Genomic DNA, 22588 nt, shown 5'->3' with positions numbered 1-22588 from the left:
TTTACTCAGTATTTACCTTTTTATATATGTTAAGGTACTCCAGTCCTTTCCTCACTCCCTTTTCCCATGATGGCTCGTTTTTTCCTGATATATATTCCTTCACAGATTTTTCATCCTGCAGTCCCAGATAAGGTATCATTGATTCAAGGAATCTTGATGTGTATCCGGTTCCCTCAAAGAATCTGTCCAGTGTCGAAACAATTTCTTCCATGTTATCAACAATAAACTGTCTGTTCTGTGCCTCTCCTGATGCTGCCATTATGGCCCTGAATGAATCCTGTTTTTTTATTTTTCCGTCCCTGATAAGACCCCATACAGCTGTAAGATTTTCATTTCCTTTTAGATGACCCATTGCACTTATTATCTTAATTTTGTCCTCGTCTACTCTGAGTGTTTCAAGTTTTTTCAGAAGACCATCCAGATCGTTTCTTGCCATTGCATAGGCATAAGCCACAGACTGCCTTTCATCTGGAGATACTTTCTCGAAGTCACTGAGCCTGTTTGCAGTCTTCTTTGCATAATCCAGATCTATCAGTGAAAGAACCGATTGCATTCTTCCTCTTATCACTGTAATATTGATTGGTTCACCACTCTTAAATGTGCCAAGGGAATTCAACATACCATTAAGATAGGATATGCCAAATGAGTCAATCTTTCTGGAATTTTGAAGAATGTTGTGTAAACTCATTATTATTCCAGATATTTCATCCATAACCATATATTCCATGTCAGATTGGAACATATTCAGAATAGATATTAGCTCATCAATGGAAATCTTTCTAGAAAAGTAGAGAGATGAATAATCGGAAATAAGTCCCCATCTTGAGAATTTATCCATGGTGGTTGGTGCAACTTTCTTTATATTTTCATTTAACTCACCATCATATTTTACCCTGTAGAACCCTGTTCTATTACTATTTATATACTGGAAGCTCTGTAGCGGTATTTCCATTTCCTCTTCATCCATAAGGAATGATTTTACTCCATCAGAGTATACCACAGTTAATGGGACTGGCCATAGTGTGTTGTCAGGACTGCCATCAAGGAAGAATCTTGTTTGATGAAGTTTTATCTTATTTCCATTTACGGATGCCTCAATCTGTGGGTATCCAGCTTTTGTAATCCAGGCGTCCATGATTTTCGAAACAGGCTTCTTTGAAACTTTCTCTATCGACTCCCAGAGATTTTGACCTATAGCATTGCCAAAACTGTGCCCCTTAAGATACTCCCTCACTCCATTTCTGAAATTATCAGGCTCCACGAAAGCTTCAATCATCCTTAATATACTGCCTCCCTTTCCATAACTTATCTCATCAAAAATCTGTGATATTTCATCTGGGTTTTTTACTTCCACATGGATCGGATGCGTATTCCTGAGACTATCGCCTGTCATTGCACCTCCTGTCTCCCCGGTTACCATCTCGCCCATTATTTCCCACTCTGGGTGCTTGTGTTCCAGAGCCTTATAACTCATAAAGGTTGCAAAGCTTTCATTAAGCCATAGATCATCCCACCATTTCATTGTAACTAGATCACCAAACCACTGGTGAGCAAGTTCGTGAGAGATTACCTCATCCACTCTCTTAAGAATCGCTGAACTCGTACTTTCATTTACCATCAGCTCAATTTCCCTGAATGTGATCGCACCCCAGTTCTCCATTGCCCCGAAAGCGAATTCAGGAACGGCTATGAGATGAAGCTTGGGTAGTTGATATTTTATGTCGAAATAGTCCTCAAAAAAGGTCAGGGTGTCAGAAGCCATGCCTATGGGCATTTTACTGGCCTGCATTTTTCCCTTTGCAGATGCAAGGTATATGGGTTTTTCTTCATGCTTTCCTTCTAACATATCATACCTTGATGCCCCCAAATAGAGTAGATATGTTGACATTCTGGGTGTTTTCTGGAATGTAATTATTTTTCTGCCTTCATGATCCTCTATCCTTTCAGGCGGCATGTTTGAAATTCCATCATAGTCAGATGGGATATCCATGGTTACCCTGAATTCGGCCTTGAATTCTGGATTATCAACACATGGAAATGCATATCTTGCACCTGTAGCCTCAAATTGCGTACTGACAAATACGAACCCATTTTCTCTGGAATAGTATATTCCGTTAAGGCTTTCATCAATTTTTCCTGAAAAATGGATTTCTATTTCAAATTTACCAGTATAAGGTGTTAAACATTTTATCAACTGCTCCTTCTGATCTGTTTCGAATGGAGTCTCCTTTCCATTCACCCTGAAACTCTCTATGGCTATGCCTGAATAATTTAACCATATAGATTTATCTGATTCCCCGGATATGGTCTCCTTCCCTGAAAAACTCAGTTTTTCAACGTCTATTTTATAATAAATATCATATCCTAATATCTTTTTCATGTCATTCCATAGAATGATTATATATAAAAAATTACGGTACAGGATTTATGACCATAACAATAAATACTGACTGTACCACTTACAATCCTGAAACGCTTATTCCAGGTATAGAAATTTTAAGGAGAGGAGGCACGGTGATCTTTCCAACAGAAACTGTCTATGGACTGGGAGCCGATGCGACTTCTGACTCTGCATGTTCAAAAATTTTCACTGCAAAGGGAAGACCTCAGGATAATCCACTTATAATCCACCTAAGTGATACCAGTGATCTTAACAGATATGGTTACTGGGATGAGGTGGAAAAAGCAAAAGAACTTGAAAGATTATGGCCTGGACCACTGACTGTAATTGTAAGAAAGAGAGATATTATTTCTTCCGTTGCCAGTGCAGGTCTTAATACCATAGGTATGCGAATACCTGACTGCAATTTTACCAGAGATCTGATAAGAAGGTCAGATTTACCTGTTGCTGCCCCAAGTGCCAACATTTCTGGAAGACCCAGTGCAACATCCATTTCACATGTCAGGGAAGAATTGTGGGATCGGGTTGATTTGATGTATAATGCTGGGAGAACAAGAATAGGAATTGAATCAACTGTGATCCTGCCCGAGGGAGAAAAATGCACAATCCTGAGACCAGGTGCCTATACAGAAGATGATCTTCTCAGGATTTTCAAAAAGGTAGAATATGCAAAGACTGGAGAAAAAGTTATGTCTCCAGGAATGAAATACAGGCATTATTCTCCCTCGAAGAATGTTTACAGGGCAGACCCTGAAGCATTGCTCAGAGTGATCAAAAGCAGGAATGATATTCTTCCTATCGTTTCATCAGAACTGGGACAGATGATTCGAGGAAATAAACTAATACTGGGAAGTCGAAATGATCCTGTTTCAATTTCAGGTAATCTATATAATTGTCTAAGAGAACTCGATAAGACTGAATATCGGGCCGGTATTATAGAGAAATTCGATGAAAATGGATACTTTTTCTCAATTATGAACCGGATCAACAGAGCATCCATTCCAATCACGGAAATGGATGGTTTTAGGTAAAAAATTTAAACCAATGCTCCATAGGGTCAAAAAGTGACCTGATGGTCGAACAAAGTGAATATCCTGTAAGCTACAGCAGAAGGTGGCGTTTGTGGTATCTGGCGTACATTTTTTCAAACATGTCGGCGGGACTCCTTACACCAATGATTCCTCTTTTCATTTCACTGTATTTCAGGCAGAATGTTGTCTTTGTGGGTATTGCATCATCTCTTTCATCCCTATCTTCTGTGGTTGCACTCATTCTATGGGGAAATATATCTGATAATGTGAAGAAAAGGAAAATATTTATTCTCATAGGTTTCATGGGATCATTTCTATCTCTTTTTTTCATTATGTTTACAACAAACATCCTTGACTACATAGGGATACTTGTAGTGTATCAGTTCTTTGCAATGGCCTCCGTTCCTGTATCCACTCTTCTCGTGATAGAGAACGAAATTGAAAGTCAATGGTCCAAAACTGTGGCTGTATTCAGTGCAATTTCAACCGTAGGAACGGTTGTGGGACTTTCACTTGGACTTGTTATAGTTGTGAGAAATCCATCATCTATTGAAATACTGAAGGATATCTACCTGATTTCTGCATTTATTTACCTTGTAGCCTTCATATTAGCCTATTTTCTCTTAAAGGAGTCTTCCACCAAAATTAGAAGATCAAGGATTCCGAATATATTCTCAGTGAGAAGTTTTGAAAGAACAAGGTATGCACCATCTTACGTAGTACACATAGTGCGCCTTTTTGGTAAAAAGAGAGGGGTCAAAACAAGCAGATCGTTGATAATGTACATAATTCTCTGTGGTTTACTCATGGTTGGATTTCAAACATTTTTCACTCCCTATCCTGTATTCCTCATAGACAAATACAATGCCACAGAGGATATAGTTTACATAATGTATCTACTGAACAGTGCTTTTTCTGTGGTCTCCTTCAATCTATCGGGAAACTATATAAAGAAAAGGAGTTTGCAAAAGGCCATATACATTCCTCTCGCGGTAAGAATGGTTGTTTTTGCAGCCACAAGCATAATTCCATTCATGGGACTATACTCGTTTGGATACATGATCCTGATCATACTCATCTATGGTGCCATGGGATTTGTGTGGAGTTATATTAGCATAACCCAGATAACATCAGTCACCACAATGGCTGACACGGAAACCAGAGGAAGGGCAATTGGTTATTATAATTCGATCCTTGGGGTTGGGCAGATCATTGGAGCATTTATATCAGGATATATTGTTATATATCTTGGCTTTGGAGGAGATTTCATGATTGCAGCCTTTATTGTTGCAATTGGCTATATTGGGTCATTGAAAATTAAGGCAGGGGTAAATCAGACCAGTGTTTCCAGAGGAGTAGGAGTTGCCTCAAAGTAACTCTACTGTATAGTTCATACCTTCCCATCTATTGCTTTTTTTCCAGAAGAATGTAAATTCAAGCTGAGTTTCAGTTTTAATTGTTGTTAGATCAACTTCAATGTAGTGAACCTTACTGAACATACTCTTTGAATGAATGTCGTTCATATCTTTCCAGTTATTCCCTGTCAACCGTACGAAGCAATCCTCATCGAGAATAAACATAATTGATGATTTCGATTTTAGTCTTTTAATCTTATTTTTGAAGCTCCATATGTCTTCATTTATCCTGATCTTTCTTTCCACATATCTGGAATATGCGATTTCATTTCTTTCAAATGGCCTCCCATTTTCTATTGCCCAGCAGAGTTTAACATATTCAGCATGAGCCCAGACAAGAGGCATTGCAGAACCTGATGGGCGACCATTATAGAGGCCTCTTTCTGGAATGTCGTCTCCATCCCATATCTGCTCAGGAATCATTCCACCCACGTTAGCATCCCTTTCCATGGTATGCAATAACTGTATCGCTTCACTCATGTTTCCTCTGGAAATTTCGTAATGGGCTCTTTCTCCTGAGAGCAATGGCCATCCACGACCATGACCTGTACCGTTGAAGCCAGTACCGTCATTGTGTTCTCCATATCCATCATGGTTGTACCTGTGCCATACTGGTCCAGATTTTGTTTCTGTCTTCAGTTCACCATCTATGATCTTAACAGTATTTATGATACCTTCATGATCATGAGGTCTTAAACCAAATCTCACAAGTGATAACACTCCCGTGCTAACTGTCTCCTCCGTTTTCACAAGTGATGAAGACCATGGCCTGTTTTTTATTGGAATATAATCGTTTGATTGTATATCTTCTTCTACCTGTGATATCCTCACAAAATGCCCTGTAACGCCATATTTACTGTCCAGGTCAGAATTCTCTCTGTAAAGCCATCTTTCGATGTTGCTATTATAAATATCTGCTACAAGCTGAATTTTGTTAGACTCTTCATGAAAACCAAGCTGGTCGATCATTTCAGACCCATAGCAGAGGGCAGATATTTCAACGGCTATGGTAAAACTTGAATATCCACCATCCTCCTCCCATCTATCCTGATCAGTAACCGGACCATTGGCAACGATGAATGATAATGCCCTTATCAGCATATCGCTGAAGTTTTCAAGTTTTACATATCCCCCCTTCCACAGATTATATAAAAGTACTATTGGAAAGGCAGTTTCATCCATCTGAATGCCTCCCCAGTACTGCTTCCCATTAAGCCACATATTCTGTGGCCAGTGGCCATCGGATTCCTGAGTTGATTGAAGATATCGCAGGGCGTCCACAGAACCATCAATATCTCCTAGAATGAGAAGTGCCTGCGCTGCCTCGACCATGTCCCTTGGCCATATGAGATGATAACCACCAAGATCATCATCACCCTTGAAGTTTCCCCATGGGATGGAAAGGCTCGCTATAATTCCACCTGCCAGAGGCTCCTTTGAAACATGTGTTCTTATTACTGCAAGACTTGGCTCTAGCAGATCATATTTTTTCTTTACAAGAATATTCTTTGCACTGTACTTTTTATATGTCACCCAGTGCTGCACATAATCGTTAAGAATGCTTTCCCAGTTTAGGTTGCTGGATTTTAGTACCTTAAGAGCAGCCTCCTCCATAGTGGTTCCGAATGCTATGTACATGTTAAATGAGTTTTGCTTTTCAAGCAGTATTTCAGTTGTTATTGCCACATTGCCATCAGTGGCTGAACTGAATTCATAGGTCATGGTTTTATTATTTGCTATATCCTGGAATCCGTCTGAATACCCTGAAAAACCACAGCTCATTTTGCCTGAAACTTCGGGAATAAAAAGGGCCATGAAAATTCCACCCTTCGATGCGAATTGCATTCTTCTTCCCTTGTAGTTCCCGTTCCACGCAGTATTACCCATTCCTCCATTCATCAAGTGTGGGGAGAGTAGAGAGTAAATGGAGATGTTATCCTTTTGATCATTTTTGATGAATACAACATGCTGTACAAGGACATCATTCTCGCTATCAATAAATACTGTCTTTTCTACTTTAAACCTTAGATCCTTATCGTCATTAACTATTCTATAGGCCGGAATCCCTGATTTTATCCACTGAATGCTATGAGATGTTCCCCTTCTTTCCTCAAAAAAAAATTTTCCATCTGTTATGAGAAGCTGATGATCCCTGATCTGGGCAATATCCACCCCGGGATAATATACCTCATTTACTATTCCATGTGAAACTGTAAAATGGAGTCTTGAGCATCTCCTCAGGGAAGTTCCGACTCCTTCCTTTGCACTTGACGTCCATTTAGGTGGTATGCCTGGCTTTCCAAACGCTTCCCCTGAATTCATCTTTCATTATCCTTCCCCATATTAAATATTGATCGCTTATGATCAAATATACTGGTTCATATCACTTTTATATATGATCTTAAGGACGTTTTCAATGTGTTCTTTAAGTTCCTCATTGCTGTCCGCAGTCAAACAGACATGACCCATCTTTCTCTTTTTTCTGACCTCTTTCTTTCTGTAATCGTAAACCCTTGTATTTCCAAGTTTCAGTATATCATTCAACTGGATGTCACTTAACGAGAGTCCAATAATGTTAACTATACCCGATGGAACATATGTTGAAGGCTGAGACACTGGAAGTCCCATTACACATCTAACATGCATCTCGAACTGCGAATAGCTTGAACCCATGAGTGTGTGGTGACCAGTATTATGAACCCTCGGTGCGTATTCATTTATTAGTGGACCATCCTTGGTAAGAAAGAACTCTATACCCATTACCCCAACATACTCTAGCTCTTTCAGGAGTCTGCTTGAAATTTCAATCATTTGTGATCTTAATTCATTATTATTTATAGGGGAACTGTTCCATATAAGAATCCCACTTTTATTCAAATTATAGGAAGGTTCATAGAAGTAGAAGCTGCCGTTAATATCTCTTGCACAGATAATTGAAGCCTCACTGTCATACTCCACAAATTTTTCAACCACAAAAATTTCTTCAGAATCAACGGGAAAGTTGCTCATATCATAATAATAGTACTGTCCCTTTCCATCGTATCCACCCTCTGACCTTTTAATCACGAACTTTTCCATAGGAAGAGCTAACTCAAGAGCCTTTTTTCCACCATGGGCTACCATGAATTCACCTACGGGAAAATTCCTAGATTTTAGGAATTCTTTCTCCAGATGCCTCTGCATTTTCAGTTCTACAGATTTTAATGATGGCCTTAACTTTCCCTCTTTTTCTGCATATTCCAGGAGTTTCCTGTTTATATGTTCAAATTCAAAGGTGACAATATCACTTTCATCAACAAATTCTTTGTATTGATTCGAAGAATAGAACCTATCTGCAATTGAAACTGCAGGATCTGATTGGCTTTCAGAATAAACATTGAATTTTATGGGCAAACCTCTGGATTCAAGTATCATCATTGTTCCAAGCTGTCCTGCACCTGCTATTCCTATGGTTTTATGGTAATCTTGTGTTTTCAACACTTTCCCTTTCCTTTTCCATGTAATTCCTCATCTTGAATGCAAGTTCCGGATACTTCAAAGATAGGATTCTTACCGCCAGAAGTGCAGCATTCTTAGAATTGTTAATCGCAACTGTCGCAACGGGAATTCCTGACGGCATCTGAACAATGGAAAGAAGCGAGTCGATTCCATTGAGTGCCTTTGTCATTACCGGGACGCCTATAACTGGCAGATTTGAAATCGCTGCCACCATTCCAGGGAGATGGGCAGAGCCTCCTGCACCTGCAATAATGACTTCAATCCCTCTGGAACTAGCCTTCTCTGCAAATTCATACATCATCTTTGGAGTTCTGTGAGCTGACACAACCTTTGATTCACAATCCACCTGAAATGATCGCAAAACCTCACATGCATCCTTCATAACCTCGTAGTCTGACTGACTGCCCATTATAACCGCAACCTTCGACAAATATTTCACCTCTTGAGCAATTTTATTCTGCTATTACCCTATGTCTTATTACTTCAATATAATTTATAATTATTCATCAAAAATTCTTCCAAATCTCATAACTCTTGCTCTTTTCTAAAATGATTTTATTTAAGTTAGCACTCTCATGAATACCGATATTATTAATTAGTCTATATTTTGCTGGAAATTTTATTATAGTACGGATATTCTTTTTCTGAAACATTTCTAAATCATCCATGAAAATTTTGAATTGTCCTGTCTGCTCTATTTTACGATCACTGGAATAGAATCCACTTCTGTGTTTCCTAAGATTCAAAAATATGAAGTCGTTTTTAGATAATTCCCTCCTAACGGTCCTGTAACTGCCTCGCTTTATAGCTGTTCTCTGGAGCATCCTGGAAAATTCAACTATCTCGGTTTCAGTTGGAAATTCCCGTTTTTTGTTACCTTGTGTCGTATCTTTAAAAATTCCGAATATTCCTAAATTTTTACTTCTCGTTGCGTTTAATACGTTTATCTGTAGGTAGATAGCTGCTTCTTCCATTGTTCCCTGGTTCATGATTTCCCTATACCTCTTTCTCAATGCCAGAAGTGCTCCTTTTGTTCTTCCCCTGTAACTGTTTTCCATGGCCTGATAAAACTCTTCCGGCATAACTTTTACATACTCATATATGGATATGAGGCTATTATCAGGATCAGATAGTACTGGAAATGGTAGTTGTTTTTTTAGATTTAGATTTATGAATGTTTCCATTGAGCCGCAGATGGGTTCAATATAATGATTAATTTCCATGGGAAGAAATCTGCTAATATCTTCTGAGATTTCTTCAAATTCTTCCTCGTAAATAATCGCTTCAGTCAATATATTGGCATTTAATCATTGTATAAAGTGACTTATGCTTTTATTCTAGCTTTTCCTTTAACAGTGATGTTATATAACCTTTTACCTGACTGAAATTCAGCTTGGGAGGCATTGGGGCTTCATCTGGATCTATGACCACATCAACTATTGTTGGTTCATCCCTGATGGAGAGGCTTTCCCTTATGGCAGGCTCCAGTTGATCATATTTTTCAACCCGGAAGGATTTTATTCCAATTGCCTCTCCAATACTTGCAAAATTTAGTGGGAAAAGATCTGTCCCAAAATTTGGGAACCCCATGACTTCCTCCTCAAATTTTATCATTCCAAGTTCAGAATTGTTGAAAACGAAGAGCTTCACTGGTCTCTTATATTTCTTTATTGTTACAAGTTCTGGCATTGACATTGCAAAGCTACCATCTCCTATAAGCCCTATAACCTGTGATTCTGATGAGAATGATGCTCCAACAGTTCCTGGAATGCCAATACCCATGCTTCCCAGCCATGAAGAATAGACAAATTTTCTTCCGGATGTTGTTCTGAAGTTCCTAACACCCCACACCGTAACATTTCCTGTATCTACTACAACTGTTGCATTTTTATCTGCATATCTTGAGATGATTGCTGGTACTGATTCTGGATGAATAAGACCACTATCATAATGCTCTTTCTTTTCCAAAGCCTCAATCCACTCTGATTTTGTTGATTCAATTGAACTGTAATATTTTTTAACCTTCGGATTAACCTCAATCTTATTGAGAAAAGTCATTGTGTCACATATAATTCCTATATCAGATCTTCTCCTCTTGCCTATGGATATGGGGTCTGTGTCTACCTGTACTGTTACGAGATTTTCTGGTATGAACTGTACATATGGATAAGATGTACCCAGCATTATAATAAGATCTGCTCCCTCAACTGCCTTCATTGACGGTTTTGTTCCAAGAAGACCAAGACTTCCTGCAACTCTTTTGTCCATGTCATCAACTATGCCCTTTCCATTAAGCGCATAAATTATGGGTGCCCCTATTTTCTCAGAGAAATCCATAATCTTATCACCGCATCCTCTTGCACCTTTTCCAATGAATAAAACTGGTTTTGAGGACTTTTCTATAATATTTTTAACCTTAGTAAGATCAGGATCGTATTGAGCTGTTTCCGGTGACTGCTCCATGAGCTGTTCATTATACTGAGATTGTAACCTCATTATATCAGCAGGAAGTGTAAGGTGCGACACACCATGACGATATTTTGCCTCCCTGAATGCTCTTTTGGCTATTTCCTGTGCACTTGATGGATTAAGAACTTCGGTACTGTATACTGACACATCCTGAAAGATTGAACCCAGATTCACTTCCTGAAAGTAATCTGTTCCAATTAAGTCCGTCTCTACCTGTCCAGTCAATGCGATCACTGAAGAATGATCCATTTTAGCATCGTATAGACCATTCAAAAGGTGAATCGATCCTGGCCCACTTGTTCCCATACAGGCTGTTACCTTGCCAGATATCTTTGACTCAAAGGAGGCAGCAAGGGCAGCCCCCTCTTCATGCCTTACCTGAATAAATTGAATCTTTCCATTCTTTCTTATTGCATCCATTACTGGATTTAAAGAGTCCCCCGGTATACCGTATATCCTTTCAACTCCGAGATTAAATAATGTATCGATTATGACTTCAGCTGTAGTTTTTCCCATGAATCTACATGTTAATTATTGTATATTAATTATAAGAAGAAAATTTTTACTGGCATTCATAATTTTTTTGTAATTTCTATACCTCTAAAAAATAATTAAATTCAAGATGCATACACTTTCTTTTACCGATTTATTCTCATTTAAACCCGCCACGGCTATCATAACAGATCTCAGAAGAGGATACTATGAAGAAAATGTCAATACCATTTTAGCCCCCATATTCAATTCAGGGGATGATAACAGTTTTTTTTAATTAAAATTAGTTGAATGCACCAAAATTCATTTTATTGATTTCAAAAACATTCATTGAAACGATTTGAAACTGTGATTACTTTAAATCATAATTGAATTTAGTACTATTAATCCAACCATGATCCTATAACCTTAATAATATATTTAATGTCGGGCAATTCTTCCATAACTATATTATTCAGTGCTTTGTTGAAATAATCTTCCTGTTTCTTGATTTCTTCAATGAATGATTCTTTATCAAAGGACATATTATAAAATTCAAGTTTTTTGTCTACCATCTCCCTGTTGAATTTAGTACCTTTCATTTTAATTAAAAAGAATAAGTCATAAATATCTCTAGTTTTTTTCCTAGTATATATATCCATTAATTTTTCTGAGGCAACCTCGTCCAGGGACATTCCAGATAATATCCTCACAGGTAGACTGTATTCGGGAAAATTAAATCTTAATGCAATTGGTTTATCTATTACTTTTTCCCTCTTGCTCATTTCAACGTATACCGGTGTACTATCCAAATTTCCAGTATACAAAGGGCCCTGGGATAATATCCTGTAAAATAGTGTAATAGTATTATTTTTAATAATTTTTAATTCATTGCTTATGCCCATGAGTGATATACTATGGCTTGTCAATTCCGGTATTTTGTCAATTAGTTTTCCGTCAACAGTAAAATCCAGATCCTCTGAAAACCCCCTTAGTCCGTGAAACAACCACAGGTATGTCCCACCCTTAAATACCAGCGGAAAATCTGCTAATGAATTTAATATTAATGTTTGCATAAACCTCTTTTATTCCTTCCATGGTCTTAAATTATGCAGTTTTGATAGTGATATTATTTCATCCTTCCTGAGCATTTTAAAATCTCCTCAATTTTTGTTATTCCTTTTATTTTCATATTTTTTAAACGTACTAATAGTTCTGAAAAATCTATTTCTCTTTTATATTCTATTATATCAAATTTAGAAATTAATTTGAGGTATAAACCATCAAATACAGCCTTATCAGGATTTGCGACGAATATAAAGCTTCCACCTTTATCATACCTTTTATATCAAAAAAATAATTCAGGCTTTATTTTGTGGTATATTATTCCTAACCCGTAATAATTATATGAATTAATTGTGTTTACACACTCAATATATTCTGGAATCTGATAGGTTATCTTATGGGATAGTAGTGCAGAATTTAATGATATATATGATGGAAAAACCAACTGAGAAGCTATAATAAAATCATCTTTATTGAATGATATTTTCCCATTTTTTAGTCTAATTGCAAGACCATTTTTAATCAGTCTGTTCATGTAAACTAGTGCAACACTTTTTTTTCTTGTTAATAAGATTAGAAAGTTCCTGTGCATTAAATACGCCAACGCCTGAATTTAATGCCATATCACGAATTTTATACGGTGATAGCTCCTTTTTTGTCATATTCACATAACAATATTGTTATACTGAAATGATACGTTAACTTTCCTGTGCCTGTTGACCGGGACATGGCAAAAATATCAGACAGTAGTTAAATCAGAACGCTTAATAGGTTAAAAATCTAAATTAACTTTATCTGTTTCTATCAGAAACAGGGAATATTCTCATTGGCTCAAGTCTTAACCTGAGATTGTCAAAAATCCTTGTTCTGAGATTCTGATCCCTTAGTTTTGGAAATTCTATCATGATTAGATAGGTATTCAATGTTGTTTCATCTACCAAAAATCTTTGATCTTTTTTCTCTATTCCCATACTTTCTGTAACTTCAAAAACGTTTTTCCTAAGTTCATCTGGCGTGACATGTTTTGGCACCTCATATCTTATGGCAAAGCTTCCGCTCTTAGGACCCAGTTGAAATGCCCCTAAAGCTACCACAGCATTGGGTACGTTTATTGTTTCCCCATCGTCAGCTAATATTTTTGTATAATTCATAGTGATATCAATAACCTTCCCCCTTATTCCCTGTACATATAACACATCCTTTGAGTAATATTTCTGAAAGAATACAGCCAATTGAAGTCCCATTAGGGAGCTTGAACTGCTCCACGGAAATATCCACACATTATCACCAGGTTTGAAAGGTTTTGAGATTTCCATCATTATACCTCCCAGTATATTCCCTATAAGACTCTGACCGGCAAGTGCAATTAAAGCGGCAAGAAGTATGCTGCTTGTAAGTAAGGAATCAATATTAATGCCAAGTGCTGAGAGGATCACGACAAAAATTATGAAGTATGCAATGATATTTATCACATAGTTGATAAATACATATCGCAATGTGTTTCCTCTTATGGAGGATCGGAGTCTCATCATCTTCCTTATTTGAAATATGAGAACTAAGGCGATGGCTAGAGATATTATTACTTGTAAAATTGTACCGTACTTTGATAATTCATACCTTAAGTAAATAGGAAAAATCTCCACTGAATAGTAGGCTGCCAAATAGAATAATTGGGCTTTTTTTACAAGATATGGTAAATTTAATACATCCAGTAAAAATCCAAATAGAAGGAAAAAAGAAAAGGAATACATCAGGTTTGTCTGGCTTTTCATGTTGAATTATCACTAGTCGGTTGTAGATACAATGCACTGAGACATTGGAACACAGATTGTTTGCTTTCCTGACTTATCCTGATTGTCAGTTTCTATTATATATACTGCCTGATCCACACCAACTAACCTGCCCTTCATATATAGCTCAGGCGTAAGACTCTCCTGGTACTGCCCTAGAATTAGGAATCTAACATTTTTTCCCACCAGGTCAATGACATTCATATTCGTTGATTCGTTTATGCTATAAAATCTATTCATTAAACTGTAAAATCAATAAAATAAAAAAATAAAAGATTATGGTGTTATGAGTGAAATTAAAAATATTACAAATCCTGCTATTACGAAATACTCTGTGTTTGTGAGGTTTTGTGCAATGAACTTATAGTAGACTCCTCCTATTTCTATCAGGAATAATCCCAGGAAGAATAGTGGATATCTCCATGCTGACTTCATGTATTTTCCCATTTGGATCACAACCTGAACAGGAGTATATTAATGCCAAGACCAGCGGCTACTCCCCTTATATATAGGTCAACCAGGAAGAATGAGGCAAGACTCATCCATGCAAATATCTCGTGATGATCGTTCAGCTTTGATATGCCGTTAAAGAATGATCTCCTTGCACTCTTCTTATTCACTGGACAGCTGTAGCAGTCTACATTTCCGCCTGTTACATGTCTGAAGAAGTGGCATGAGAATGTATATACTGTAACCAAAGCTGTGTTGATGATCAATAGGAGCGCACCAAGTGTGAATGTTCCCTTGTAGGCAAGGGCTACATAGATATCATAATAGAAGAATGGAAGAATTGCAACTGCAGTGTACCAGAAATATCTGTGAAGGTTCTCAAGCCTGAAAATATTTGTTTCACCTGAATATAATCTACCTCTCTTTTCACCAACCAGATCTGTTTTCTTTGATACATTCTTGAAATTTGAGACTTCACACGCCACTGGGTGTCTGAAAAGATGTCTGTGGTAATCTTTCCTGTAAGCGTAGCATGTAGCCCTGAATCCTGCCACCAGAGGAAGTACAAGGATTGTTGGTGAATAGAATGGATCTGTCAATCCCTGAACAGGCTTTGGTAATGCAAACTCAGTCATCAGGTATATGGCCAGCAGTGCCAGCAGTACGAATGACCAGAATCTCAATTCTCCGAACTCTCTTGGAAACCTTGTTATCTTTTCTAATTTTGTTTCATCCTTTGTGCTAAATGACATTTATTTCACCACCTTCTCCTTATGTCTTCTGTTCTTGATCAACATTGCTATTGGATCGTACTGCCTGTCTACGGCTCTTTCCTTTTCTTGAATGATTGCATTATCAGTTATTTTTATGTGCTCTGGACATACTTCAGTACAGCATTTAGTTATATTGCAATATCCCATTCCACCCTCTTCATTGAGCATCCGGGATCTATCCAGTCCATCCAGAGGATGCATATCCCATGAGGCCGCCTTTACAATGTGTCTTGGCCCAAAATATGGTGTGAAATGTTCCCTGACAACGTGGCATACATCCATGCAGAGAAAACACTCTATACATCTCTTAAATTCCTTGGACCTTTCCACATCTTTAGGATTAATTCTCCATGGTTTTTCAAGACCTTCCTTTGGTGTAAACATTGGAATCTTTCTTGCAATTTCCCAGTTCTTTGAGACATCCGTAACAAGATCCTTTATCAATGGAAATGCTGCCATTGGCGCAACGGTGATGTTTTTTCCAACTTCATCAACCCTGGTCTTGCACATCAAGGAAGGCCTTCCATTTATCTCTGCAGAGCATGAACCGCATTTACCTGCCTTGCAGTTCCATCTTATTGAAATGGTTGGGTCTATTTTCTCTTCAACATACCTTACTGTATCAAGAACAACCATTCCATCAACATAAGGAACCTTGTATTCTACAAACTTCCCTTCCTTTTCTGTTTCAGGATCGAACCTGAATACTTTCACGCTTATATCATCGCTCATTCATACACCTCTGGCTTTACATATGCCTTATATTCCTCTGGCATTTCTGCCGCCGGTTTTACCTCAAAATTCATGTTTCCCTGTTCATCCATGTATGTTATTATATTGGCTTTCCATGCTGGGTCTTTCTTAGGAAAGTCTGATCTCGCATGGGCACCCCTGCTTTCCTTCCTCATGGAAGCGCATGTTGCAATTGCCTCGCAGGAGACCAACATATTGCCAAGTTCGAGACAACCCAGTAATCCATGGTTGTATCTAACTCCACCCTTTGTACCAACTTCCTTGAATTCTTCCTTTAAATCCTTGATTATCTTGATTGCCTTCTGCAGATGTTCCTCATCCCTCATTATACCTACATTTTCACTCATACATGTTGTAAGTCTGTCTATGAGATCGTATGGGTTCTTCCCATCTTCCTTAAAGAAGTGCATTACATAAGCTCTAATTTTTTCAATTTCCTCCTCAGGTATATCCTCGAATTTTGAGCTTCGTGCATAATTAACTGCTGAATCTCCTGCCCTTTTACCGAAAACGAGAATATCTGCAAGAGAGTTGCCTCCCAGTCTGTTGGCTCCGTGGAGACCTGATGCTACCTCTCCCGCAGCAAAAAGATTTTCAAGGTTTGTTCTTTCTGTTTCTGCATCAACTTCAATTCCACCCATCATATAATGGACAGTTGGTGCAACTTCCATCTTTTCCTTTGTTATATCTACACCAGCAAACTCAAGAAACTGCTGATACATGGCTGGAAGTTTGTGCTTGATAAAGTCTGCACCTTTTTGAGATATGTCAAGATAAACACCTCCATGTTCTGTTCCCCTACCTTCCATTATTTCTTTGTAATTTGCTCTTGCAACAACATCTCTAGCATCAAGTTCTTTCTTTTGTGGAGAATATTTCAGCATATATCTCTCACCCTTTGAATTCAGTAAAATCCCCCCTTCTCCTCTTACTCCTTCCGTCACAAGAAGACCTTTTACTCCAGGTGGGTATACCATTCCTGTTGGGTGGAACTGTATCATTTCCATGTCTCTGAGGATTACTCCAGCCCTGTATGCCATACCAATACCATCACCTGTTGATTCCCATGAGTTGGATGTTACCTTATAAACTCTTCCGGAACCACCAGTTGCTATGACTACTGATTTTGCCCTGAATACAAATGTCTTACCAGTATTCATCTTTATTCCGTATGCTCCTATGATCTTGTTATCCTTCCTTATAAGGTCCACAATATACATTTCATCGTAGAACGGAATATTTCTGTGCAGTACCTGATCTTCCAATGTCTTTATGAGTTCTAATCCTGTTCTATCACCAATATGTGCCAGTCTTCTGTATGTGTGAGCTCCAAATGCCCTCTGCATTATCCTGCCATCAGGTGTCCTGTCGAAAAGTGCTCCATATCTTTCCAGTTCGAGAACCCTGTCAGGTGCCTCTTTTCCCAAAATTTCGGCCATTTTCCAGTTAGATATGTATACTCCTTCCTCTATTATATCACCATAGTGAACCATCCAGTTATCCTTCGGATCCACGTTTCCCAGAGCACAGGCAATTCCACCTTCAGCCATAACGGTGTGAGCCTTGCCAAGAAGTGATTTTGTAACCATTACAGGCTTCAAACCTGCATCATTTACGGAGATAGCTGCCCTCATTCCTGCGCCGCCGGCACCGATAATAAGAACATCTGCCTCGACGGTTTCAACCTCATTGTTCATTAAATTTCACCTAAACCTTATGTGTATTATTTCATCGGTATAAATTTTTTATAATTTCTAAATACTTATATAGTGCTTTTGCGAGTAATTTAGAGTTTTTATGTGATGAAAATTACTATTAGATTGAAATCATAAGTTAGTTTTTAATATGCTGTTTTCTAACCTTCTTTATCAGCCTGAGTATATTTTTATATTTTTTAGTTCTAACTGACAGAGTGGCTTTCCTTATGAAACAGAAAGTGTGTTTATTTTTTTGTCAGAAAATAATTTTTTCCTGACGTCCTTTCAGGTGAGATGATGAATTTGACATGTGTGAATAGAGATATTATCCATTCTTTTTCATATCTAATATCAGAACTGGAAAAGAGCTTGTAAATTAAAGAACTTTCACATACTTTTCATCCGATTCATTTTCAGCGTGTAAACAAGTATAATCTTTATCCTGGACTAAAAAAGTACAACTTTATTGTGTATAATATTTTATAAGGGAGTTACCAATTTAAGAACGATAGATGACATTTTTACTTTCAATATTCGTACTTTTGCTTCTTGCCATAATTATGGGAAGTGTTTTCGAATATTACGGCTTACCTTCAGTTATTGGTGAACTAATAGCCGGGTTTATCCTTGGAAAAGCTGTTCTAGATCTTGTTTTACCAAGTTCCATAATAACGGGGATTTCAGAAATTTCTTTGTTCTTCATAGTTCTTCTTATAGGGGTTGAGTCAACAACCTATACACTGGTCAGGAATGTTAAAAAAGGGATCTTACTTTCGACTACGAGTTTCATAATTCCTCTACTAATTATGCTTCTTTTCTTGAAGATTTTCTATGGAAAATTTGGGGCATCAGATATTATACTTGCCGTGTCCATAGGAGTGCCATCAATCTCCATTATTTCAGTGCTCTTGAATAAATATGACCTGATGAAATACGAAATGGGAAACTCCATTCTTGCATCTGTTATATTCACAGATATAATTGCATTCATTATTCTTTCAGCAATAGTAGACCTTAAAAGATTGAATTACGAGCTTGTGTCGATTGTAGTTTTTCTCATATTGATATTTCTGGCAGATCATTATTTAAGAAAAAATTCAAAAACGGTCATGGCTTTCTTTGAAAGACTAAGGTACCAGTCTAAAAGTGAAAAACTTGTATTTGGTAGCATAATCTTATCTGGACTCATAGTCGCGTCTCTCCTGGATGAGATAGGTATATCATATGTTCTTGGTGCTTTCTTTGCAGGTATACTTATCAGCGACGTCATAATAGGAAAAGAACTTCTTGGGATTATTACAAGAACACTGGGACGGTTGAATGATAGCTTCTTCATACCTCTTTTTTTCAGCATAGCCGGAATGGAAGCCATCCTTCCAACCTTTAACTCACTGGGAGAAATGACACTTCTTATAATCATAACAATTCTAATTGGAGGATTTCTTGATTATTATGCTGGAAGAAAATTCTTCTCAAAAGGTTCTGGGAGAGTTTCATCAGGAATATTAGGAGGAAGAGGTGCGGTGGGAGTCATTATCGCTACTATAGCCCTTGAAGCGAACATCCTTAATTCAAACCAATATTCAGCAGCAATTTTTGCAACGATTATAGTTTCAGTTATATTCTCATTTCTTTTGAGAAACCAGCAGGATAACATTCTTATGGAACAGGAAAGATTTGGTGTTAAGATCTAGTTCGTAGATTTGTGGAACGAATAATTTGCTATGTAGTGATGATCGAAGAACTTTATATCACTTCTCACATAGTTATTCCTTGAAAATATGGCATTAAGTTCTTCTGGTGATAGCTTTATTTCTGATGGTGGACCTAATGTTGAATCTTTCTTGAATTCTAACAGTGTAAAAACTGGTTTATTCTTTTGTGAAAATTTCTGGATAATTTCATCCATACAGGGAAAGTCATGAAAACTGGTTGAAAAGAAAACTCTGTCTACCTCTGGAATTTTTTCCATTTTACACATATCTTCTAGAATTGTCTCCACATTTAGGATCTTTTTTTCTTTTATCTTTTTATTTTCTCTTTCTATTCCATTCTTACTTATATCTATAGAATATACCTTTGAACATTTAGGTGCCAGAAGCATTGAATAGTATCCATCTCCGGAACCAACATCTGCTATTCGTTCGCCTTGTTTTATGTGCATGAAATCTATGACACTTTGCACGTCTATGGTTTTTTCTCTCATTTCTGCCATTCTATCATAATCGAATTCGTGTCCGTGGTGATGATGATCCATAACTTTCAATGTTTAAATGCCTATTAATCCTTTGCGAGTATCTGTTAGCCGAAATTGTTTAATGCACTGAGTAAAGTTAATTTTATATCACTGCATGATAGCAAAAATACAGGTCCATGCCATAAATTTCGAGTAAAAACATTAAAATAACATCCATACAGGATAACTTTTTTATGCCTTTTGAATTAACCTCACTAATGTTACTCTCTGAGTTTGTGGATTATCTCGACAGAATATCTGGTACACCAAAAAGACTGGAAATGAATGAGATTATGAAACAGTTATTTCTGGAGCACAGAGATGAAGTGGATATTATTGCATACCTTATTCAGGGAAAGGTGGCACCAGATTACTCTGGACTCGAGATTGGCATATCAGAGAAAACCGTCATGAAAGCTTTGGAATACCTTACCGGAGCAAATGAAAAAGAAGAAATATCTTTGATTTCAACATTGGGGGATCTGGGGGAAGTGGCCGAACAATTACTTTCCCGAGGAAAGCAAACCTCATTCTTCAATGAGCCTCTAACTCTTAAAGAGTTTTACGAACTTCTCCTTAAGATTACGAGACTAAAGGGCCAAGGAACTAGCGAAACAAAGGCAGCTATGTTAAAGGATTTCCTCATCCGGTCAACAAATAAAGAGGCAAAGTATGTTGTAAGGATTATCACAGGAAACCTCAGAATCGGGGTTTCAGATGCATCAATAATTACTGCACTCCGACTGGCATTTAAACCAGAAATAGAACAATCTGAGGTGGAGGATGCTTTCAATTTTCATCCTGATCCTGCTTACGTTGCTAATCTTTTGCTCAATGATAGAATAAATGTAAGCGCAGGACCTACACCGTTCATACCAATAAAAGTAATGCTTGCTGAGAGGCTTCAGTCCCTTACTCAGATAATTGAAAAACTTGGTGGAATAGCAGCTTTAGAATACAAGTATGATGGCTTAAGGATACAGATACACAAGCGTGGAAATGAAATAAGGACATTTTCAAGGGGAAATGAAGAAACGACAAAACAGTTTCCTGAAATTATTGAAGCTGTCAGAAAGGTAAATGCTGATACTGTGATCCTTGACGGAGAGGCAGTACCGGTTAACAGTGAAACAGGAGAGATTTATCCTTTTCAGGATGTTTCAAGGAGAAGAGGAAGAATATACGATTTGCCGGAGGTTTCGGAAGAGATACCCATTATGGTTTTTCTCTTTGACATTATTTATCTTAATGGCGTCCCTCTTAATGGGAAATCATATACTGAAAGAAGGAAAAGGTTACTCGAAACTGTGGGTGAAAATGATCGCCTGAAATTTGCAACACAGATAATATCTAAGAGTTCAGAGGAAGCAGAAAAATTCTTTGAAACTTCCATAGAATCAGGATGTGAGGGAATAGTCGCAAAGAGTGTGCAGGAAAATTCCATTTACAGGGCTGGAAACAGGGGATGGTTGTGGATAAAATTTAAGAGAGATTATCAGAATGAAATCTCAGATACACTGGACCTGGTAGTAGTAGGTGCATTCTACGGACATGGACGCAGAAAAGGTAGCTTCGGTGCACTTCTTTTGGCTTCTTATAATAAGGAACGTGATATGTTTGAATCAGTATGTAAGATTGGGTCTGGATTCACTGATGAAAATCTTTCTGAAATGAAGGTGATATTCTCGAGTCTCATCACAGATAAAAAACCATCAAATGTTGATTCAGAAATGATGCCAGATGCTTGGATATACCCTGAAAAGGTGATTCAGATTAAGGGTGCTGAAATAACATTGAGCCCTGTTCATACATGTGCAAAAGAACTGGTTGGTAAAAATGGCCTTGCCATAAGATTTCCAAGATTTACTGGTACCTGGAGAACTGATAAAAAAGTAGAAGATTGTACATCCTCTGTAGAAATTTATGAATTATTTAAAATGCAGAAAAAAACTAGTTATAAGGAAGATAGTAATTAATCTCTATCTTCGTTTCTGTAATTATCTCTGGAGCCGTACTCTCTCCTTCCACCGCTGTTTCCGCCGTATCCACCGCCGTTTCTTCTGAAACCGCCGCCAGTACCGCCTCTTCTGAAGTTAGTGTTTTCATAAACTTTTTCGCTCATGTCATTTTCACTGTTAACTTCTTCAACAGCTTCCTCGGATTCGTTAAGGTTTCCATATTTTCCAACGTTTAATCTCATCTGGCCTCTGACCAATGAAATGTATCCGTTATCAACATGAAGTGTAGATCCATCCTTTACAGATGCAGCCTGTTCTCCCCAGAGGGATAGCTTTATCTTTCCAGTGTCGTCTCCTACAACAACCTCAGTTACGGATTTTGATTCTCCGAATCTTGTGTTTATCTCTTTTGGCTCGCCTATCTCTATGACCTTAGCAAGAACATTTACTCTTCTCGACTCAGGTGTAAGGTCCTTTATTTTGGTAATTCCTTCCATATGGTTTACGTCCCGTCCTTTCGGACTGAATAGTATTCCTTACTCGTATTTATATTAATGCGTTAATTTGAGTTAACATTCTTC

20 protein-coding genes are annotated in these 22588 nt (G+C 37.7%); 4 read left to right on the top strand and 16 right to left on the bottom strand.

Annotated features, from left to right (window positions below; genetic code table 11):
• Position 1 precedes the first annotated feature (1 nt).
• A complete protein-coding gene (locus CSP5_RS02395) occupies positions 2-2380 on the bottom strand; it encodes a M1 family metallopeptidase (protein ID WP_021789944.1) in 2379 nt (792 codons plus the stop codon).
• Positions 2381-2427: 47 nt separating this feature from the next.
• Between CSP5_RS02395 and CSP5_RS02390 the strand changes: the two genes are divergently transcribed.
• A complete protein-coding gene (locus CSP5_RS02390) occupies positions 2428-3432 on the top strand; it encodes an L-threonylcarbamoyladenylate synthase (RefSeq protein WP_148689578.1) in 1005 nt (334 codons plus the stop codon).
• 41 nt (positions 3433-3473) lie between these two features.
• Positions 3474-4808, top strand: a complete 1335-nt coding sequence (locus CSP5_RS02385; protein WP_148689577.1) for an MFS transporter — start codon at positions 3474-3476, stop codon at positions 4806-4808.
• On the opposite strand, the gene CSP5_RS02380 is transcribed toward CSP5_RS02385, so the two are convergent.
• The 13 genes from CSP5_RS02380 to CSP5_RS02330 form a co-directional block, all read right to left on the bottom strand.
• Positions 4800-7169: a glycoside hydrolase family 15 protein gene (locus CSP5_RS02380; protein WP_148689576.1), complete on the bottom strand. Its 2370-nt coding sequence runs from the start codon at positions 7167-7169 to the stop codon at positions 4800-4802. The two genes, CSP5_RS02385 and CSP5_RS02380, sit on opposite strands and share 9 nt — an antisense overlap.
• A 42-nt stretch (positions 7170-7211) precedes the next feature.
• Positions 7212-8324, bottom strand: a complete 1113-nt coding sequence (locus CSP5_RS02375; RefSeq protein WP_241869830.1) for a 5-(carboxyamino)imidazole ribonucleotide synthase — start codon at positions 8322-8324, stop codon at positions 7212-7214.
• Positions 8302-8775, bottom strand: a complete 474-nt coding sequence (purE, locus tag CSP5_RS02370; protein WP_148689575.1) for a 5-(carboxyamino)imidazole ribonucleotide mutase — start codon at positions 8773-8775, stop codon at positions 8302-8304. Before purE ends, CSP5_RS02375 begins: the two co-directional genes overlap by 23 nt.
• Before the next feature lie 76 nt (positions 8776-8851).
• On the bottom strand, positions 8852-9637 hold the full coding sequence (locus CSP5_RS02365; RefSeq protein WP_077075947.1) for a DNA adenine methylase: 786 nt from the start codon (positions 9635-9637) through the stop codon (positions 8852-8854).
• A 40-nt stretch (positions 9638-9677) separates the two neighbouring features.
• On the bottom strand, positions 9678-11330 hold the full coding sequence (locus tag CSP5_RS02360) for a thiamine pyrophosphate-dependent enzyme (protein ID WP_077075946.1): 1653 nt from the start codon (positions 11328-11330) through the stop codon (positions 9678-9680).
• 359 nt (positions 11331-11689) lie between these two features.
• Entirely contained in the window at positions 11690-12361 is a 672-nt protein-coding gene (locus tag CSP5_RS02355; protein WP_077075945.1) for a nucleotidyl transferase AbiEii/AbiGii toxin family protein, read from the bottom strand.
• Positions 12362-12633: 272 nt separating this feature from the next.
• Positions 12634-12942 (bottom strand): hypothetical protein, encoded by a 309-nt coding sequence (locus CSP5_RS09670; RefSeq protein ID WP_021789954.1) that lies wholly within the window; start codon positions 12940-12942, stop codon positions 12634-12636.
• A gap of 199 nt (positions 12943-13141) precedes the next feature.
• A complete protein-coding gene (locus tag CSP5_RS02350; RefSeq protein WP_148689574.1) occupies positions 13142-14122 on the bottom strand; it encodes a mechanosensitive ion channel family protein in 981 nt (326 codons plus the stop codon).
• Between the two features lie 12 nt (positions 14123-14134).
• Positions 14135-14344 (bottom strand): hypothetical protein, encoded by a 210-nt coding sequence (locus CSP5_RS02345; protein ID WP_172399377.1) that lies wholly within the window; start codon positions 14342-14344, stop codon positions 14135-14137.
• Between the two features lie 72 nt (positions 14345-14416).
• On the bottom strand, positions 14417-14587 hold the full coding sequence (locus tag CSP5_RS09665) for a hypothetical protein (RefSeq protein ID WP_171970414.1): 171 nt from the start codon (positions 14585-14587) through the stop codon (positions 14417-14419).
• A gap of 5 nt (positions 14588-14592) precedes the next feature.
• A complete protein-coding gene (locus CSP5_RS02340; protein ID WP_021789958.1) occupies positions 14593-15342 on the bottom strand; it encodes a hypothetical protein in 750 nt (249 codons plus the stop codon).
• The gene (locus tag CSP5_RS02335; RefSeq protein WP_021789959.1) at positions 15343-16095 is read right to left on the bottom strand and encodes a succinate dehydrogenase/fumarate reductase iron-sulfur subunit; all 753 of its coding nucleotides are present in this window, start codon (positions 16093-16095) and stop codon (positions 15343-15345) included.
• Positions 16092-17813: an FAD-binding protein gene (locus tag CSP5_RS02330; RefSeq protein ID WP_021789960.1), complete on the bottom strand. Its 1722-nt coding sequence runs from the start codon at positions 17811-17813 to the stop codon at positions 16092-16094. Before CSP5_RS02330 ends, CSP5_RS02335 begins: the two co-directional genes overlap by 4 nt.
• 512 nt (positions 17814-18325) lie before the next feature.
• Here CSP5_RS02330 and CSP5_RS02325 point away from each other — a divergent pair.
• A complete protein-coding gene (locus tag CSP5_RS02325; RefSeq protein WP_148689572.1) occupies positions 18326-19507 on the top strand; it encodes a cation:proton antiporter in 1182 nt (393 codons plus the stop codon).
• Here the strand turns inward: CSP5_RS02325 and CSP5_RS02320 are convergent.
• Entirely contained in the window at positions 19504-20070 is a 567-nt protein-coding gene (locus CSP5_RS02320) for a class I SAM-dependent methyltransferase (protein WP_148689571.1), read from the bottom strand. The two genes, CSP5_RS02325 and CSP5_RS02320, sit on opposite strands and share 4 nt — an antisense overlap.
• A gap of 197 nt (positions 20071-20267) precedes the next feature.
• Here CSP5_RS02320 and CSP5_RS02315 point away from each other — a divergent pair, with 197 nt between their 5' ends.
• Positions 20268-22025: an ATP-dependent DNA ligase gene (locus tag CSP5_RS02315; protein WP_148689570.1), complete on the top strand. Its 1758-nt coding sequence runs from the start codon at positions 20268-20270 to the stop codon at positions 22023-22025.
• Here CSP5_RS02315 and CSP5_RS02310 read toward each other — a convergent pair.
• Positions 22022-22504, bottom strand: a complete 483-nt coding sequence (locus CSP5_RS02310; protein WP_021789965.1) for a single stranded DNA-binding domain-containing protein — start codon at positions 22502-22504, stop codon at positions 22022-22024. The two genes, CSP5_RS02315 and CSP5_RS02310, sit on opposite strands and share 4 nt — an antisense overlap.
• Between the last annotated feature and the right edge of the window lie 84 nt (positions 22505-22588).

The sequence above is a fragment of the Cuniculiplasma divulgatum genome, assembly GCF_900083515.1.
GTDB lineage: Archaea > Thermoplasmatota > Thermoplasmata > Thermoplasmatales > Thermoplasmataceae > Cuniculiplasma > Cuniculiplasma divulgatum.
Note: the sequence above shows the minus strand (reverse complement) of the source record. Positions and strands in the feature narration are given on the sequence as shown.